The 4153-nt window shown below is 29.3% G+C and carries 6 protein-coding genes; all 6 read right to left on the bottom strand.

Annotated elements, in window-relative coordinates; translation table 11 throughout:
* The coding region (locus RBH29_RS17160) for a hypothetical protein (protein ID WP_306698231.1) at nucleotides 1-903 on the bottom strand (903 nt) is incomplete at its 3' end.
* A 122-nt stretch (nucleotides 904-1025) separates the two neighbouring features.
* The gene (locus RBH29_RS17155) at nucleotides 1026-1187 is read right to left on the bottom strand and encodes a hypothetical protein (protein ID WP_306698230.1); all 162 of its coding nucleotides are present in this window, start codon (nucleotides 1185-1187) and stop codon (nucleotides 1026-1028) included.
* A 300-nt stretch (nucleotides 1188-1487) separates the two neighbouring features.
* Complete coding sequence (locus tag RBH29_RS17150; protein ID WP_306698229.1) at nucleotides 1488-1718, bottom strand: hypothetical protein; 231 nt, start codon at nucleotides 1716-1718, stop codon at nucleotides 1488-1490.
* Between the two features lie 47 nt (nucleotides 1719-1765).
* On the bottom strand, nucleotides 1766-1990 hold the full coding sequence (locus RBH29_RS17145; RefSeq protein ID WP_306698228.1) for a hypothetical protein: 225 nt from the start codon (nucleotides 1988-1990) through the stop codon (nucleotides 1766-1768).
* Between the two features lie 102 nt (nucleotides 1991-2092).
* Complete coding sequence (locus RBH29_RS17140) at nucleotides 2093-2716, bottom strand: hypothetical protein (protein WP_306698227.1); 624 nt, start codon at nucleotides 2714-2716, stop codon at nucleotides 2093-2095.
* 77 nt (nucleotides 2717-2793) lie between these two features.
* Nucleotides 2794-4153 (bottom strand): RHS repeat-associated core domain-containing protein (locus tag RBH29_RS17135; protein ID WP_306698226.1); only part of this gene is annotated, 1360 nt, incomplete at its 5' end.

Below are 4153 nucleotides of genomic sequence, written 5' to 3'. Positions count from 1 at the left end.
TGTTTTTTTAATTGGCAAAAAGTTTTCTTCGTCATCATCATCAATTATTATCCTTCTAAATGTAGCTTCTGATGGAGATAGACGCAAACGAGCTTTTGGTAATATCGGCAAAAAAAACTTTTTTAATTTTCTTAAGTCATTATCAGACACATTGTTTATATTTTCTGTCAATTGTAAAAATGCTCCTCCATCACTAAGGTTTTTTACTAAATACACTGGAGCATTTTTTTCAACGAATTGTATTCCTCCAAGCAATTCAACATGTGTAGCACTTAAGAAGTTTCCCCAGAAGTATCCTCTGAAATATCTATTAAATTGTTTTGAAGCAAATAAATAATTTAATGCAATATATCTTTCATGAGCACTAAATGCTTCATATACAGGCATACTATCAACCGTAATAAATCCCCCAGAACTTTTAATTCTATTATTCAAATATGTAATTATGTTTATAAAAGCATTTTTTACATATTCCGGTATGTATCCATCATAAAGAAATGTAGTTACTGAAAACTCTATCAATGATGCTTGATTTAGCTTTTGAGGTTCCGTAATAAAATTAAGAACTATAAATTCAGGAGACATTTGACCAAGTTCAGAGTCTGGATTATTTCCAATTGCCTCATTAATAGCTTCGTCTATATGTATCATGTGAATTTTGTCAACCCCGTTATTTAATAGCAGTAGCTTTGTGCCTGCCCAATCTGAGCTATCGAATTTATACTCTTTGTGTTGCATACCTTTGCCCTTACAATTATATATTAATTTTTTATTTAAAGGTTTTGCTATTTTATCGGCAAATTCTTCTATCACATCAATTATAACTTGCCCTTTTCCAGCAAAAGAGTCATATGTGGATATGGACCCATATATACTAATTCTACTTAAATTTATCTTTTTCATTAAATACACCTCATTATTTTACATTTTATAACTTTATACTTTTTAGTGTAATTAAGCTTTCTAAAAAAATTCAACTCAAAAAATGTGACTGTTATTATGTTTCCCTTATTATGCCTTTTTCACTAACCTTGATTATAATAATCATACTGTTCACGAAAATAGTGTTCTGTGCTAGGTGGTAAAATAATAAATATACGCGAATAAGCTGCATTACCAACTTTATTGCCATAGCAGATAAGTGCATTACCAGCTTTTTTTAACCCAGCTACTGCTGTTGTAAACATTCCCGCTTTAGCTCTAGCTTCTACTACATCACTTGTAGTAACTACCCTACCATTTTGTGTGTTATTTGTATATGGAGATGGTTCTTCTGGTATTATTGTAGCAGGCTTATTTGGTACATGGACTATTTTTGATTAAGTTAATATTGTATTAAAAGCATAAAATTGTATACAACACTTACTTCATTTGTTAAATATTAGTGCGTATTTTAGCCGGATTGAATTTTTGAAACTTACAAGCTTTTATTTTCCCCTTTCATTTTAAACCACTTTTTCAGGACACACTTGCAACTTACAACAAGATTATAAACCGACAATTGAGCGAGTTTCATAGTAATACCAATTGTACTTTATTTTTTCAACTTTAGGTAAATTCACAGGGTGACTATCTTCTTTTAAATACATTATTCCTTGTTCAAAACCTTTATTTTGAAAGTCCTTTATAAATGCTATATTAGTTTCTCGTTCAGAAATTTTTTCAAACCTAAGGTCTTCAATAATAAATATTAAGTTTTTGATTATATTATCATCCATTATTTTAACTTCCTTTGCATTATTCTCAAATAATAAATCTCCTGTTTTTAAGTTTTTATAAGAATAGAAGTATGCTTCTCCTGTTCCTGATAATATAAATTTTTGTACCGAATCAAACTTCTCAAAATTTTCTTCAAATAAATCAATAATATTTTTTTTGTCATAGGAGATTCTTTTTTTTGATCATTATCTAATATTAATACAAATGCCAAAAATGTAGTTATAATAATTATAACAGTTCCTATTATGGTGTATTTGTTAAGCAAACTCAAATACCATACCCCCTTTTTGTTAAGGTAAAATCCTTATTTCTCTAGAAGCAGGTAAGCGTCAAATAGCTTACTTATATTTTAGCCAGATTGAATTATTGCAACTTACAATTCTATTTTATATTTTTTTATGAAAAAATATTTTAATAAATTATGTGTACCAGTTGAAAATAAGAAAGCTAAAAATATAAAGATAATAGCAATTACTACTACAGCCGTATCTTGTGTTAAATCAGTAAATAGTATTCTTCCAACTACTAAACCAAATAATCCTGCTCCAAATATAATACTTAAATGGTTTTTCGACTTTTTACGAACATTAAAGTAACCATTTTTAATCAATCTTAAAGTATTTAATGTGTTTGTAATATTTAACAGTACATAGATAATCATTATTATCAATATATGACTTAATAATATTTCTGTTTCTATAGTAACTATTTTATATGTTGCAATTAAAAGTGATATAGAAATAAAAATACTACTGACTCCTAAAAATAAAATAAATTGATTTTTTTGTTCAGTATTAATTAACAAATATATCGCCCATAATACTATTATAGTAAGTAAAGGTAAAATTATATTTTTAGTAATGCTTGCATAAGCACCAAAAATCCCAGTGGGAATGCAAATAATTAGGATTAGCCATATAAAACTTAATAGTCCTTTTTTCTTAGGAATGTTTGAATCAAATTTAACATAACTTTTTATATTTTCTTCAAAATTCATTAGTTATTTTCCTTTCATTACTTTTAAATTTTGTTAAGCAATTATGAAGAAAATTTAAAATTGCTTAACAAAGCAAACTACTTTATTCTATCGTATAACTCATCTTTTGTCCTATTTTTTATTGACTTTCCGCCGGGCTCCAATACTTCAGTTCCAACTACATATACTATACCAGCAGCAGCACCACCAATAACTGTGCCTATAACAGGAACTCCAAATGTACCCAATAAAGCTCCTGTACCTATTGAAGTTAGCAATCCTCCTGCACCATATCCAACGTCAACAGCGGCATCTGAAACTATTCTTTTAGTTGGTGCACCTTCTTGAATATTTTCGTAAACACCAAATCCTGCATCTACACCAACCGAAACCCATCCTGCATATCTTGCTACCCTTGAGACTTTAGTAAATTTAGAAACTGCTGTTTTAGATTCTAAACTTACATATCTGTTCCATGTACCTTTTCCAATATTATTAGGTTTTACTGTACTTTCAATAGCTCGTGGAATGTAGATTCTTCCAGTATCAGCACCAATTTGAATTAATCCTGAATTAATACTCATTATGCTTCCAGGCTGACTAAAAGCATCAGGATTAAATTGTATGTTGGATTGCATTAAATTTGTATCACTGGTATAATATTGAAAATCATCAACTATAATATTATAATTTACTGTTGTAAAATAATTTACTGGAATTATTTTATTAACATCTTCATGTATTTCAAGCAATCCATCTTCTATTACTTCAAGTGTATTTCTAATATCACCTAAGTTTTCTTCTATACGATTATATCTTGATTCTAAATTATATAATTCTTCTGCTGTTTGATTATATTCTGATATTAAATCATCTACTTCTTCACTAATTTTATCTAGTTTATCTTCAAGTGTAAGAGGACTGTTTTTCCAATTCAAGTACCTAGAAAGTTCCTCAGCAGTATAATACTCATTTGTTAAAGGATAACGAACTCTTGGTGTATAACTACTATATACTGGTGAATGCTCTGTTGGGTCATAGTAAGTTATAGGATTATTGGCAGTATACGCATATAAATTCAAACTTAGCGGATCATTTGGGTCACCTCTATATGTGTCTTCCTGTAAAAACCTTGCTATTGCTGGGTCATACATTCTAGCATTAAGGTAATACAGCTCTGTTTCCTTGTCATACTGATAACCAGCGTACATAATACTATTATTTATTGGTGTTGATGTAGTACTTCCACTTGCAGTAAAGTATTGTTCATCCATTATATTACCAAATGCATCATAGTAATATGTAGCTCTTACTACTCCATTTTGATCCAATAAAGCAGTTACATCTGCATGACCATTATACATGTAATAGAGGTTTAATCCGTCTGCCTGTCTCATTAGCAGGTTAGTACCATAAACATTTCTACCTGTCTGCTGACCTGCTCCATTAACCTCAAGA

It is taken from the genome of Herbivorax alkaliphila, from assembly GCF_030848475.1.
Taxonomy (GTDB): domain Bacteria; phylum Bacillota; class Clostridia; order Acetivibrionales; family Acetivibrionaceae; genus Herbivorax.
Note: the sequence above shows the minus strand (reverse complement) of the source record. Positions and strands in the feature narration are given on the sequence as shown.

Coding starts and splice junctions, on each gene's coding strand:
- RBH29_RS17155 (WP_306698230.1), bottom strand. CDS start 1,187: ATGTTTACAACAGCAGTAGCTGGGTTAAAAAAAGCTGGTAATGCACTT.
- RBH29_RS17150 (WP_306698229.1), bottom strand. CDS start 1,718: ATGGATGATAATATAATCAAAAACTTAATATTTATTATTGAAGACCTT.
- RBH29_RS17140 (WP_306698227.1), bottom strand. CDS start 2,716: ATGAATTTTGAAGAAAATATAAAAAGTTATGTTAAATTTGATTCAAAC.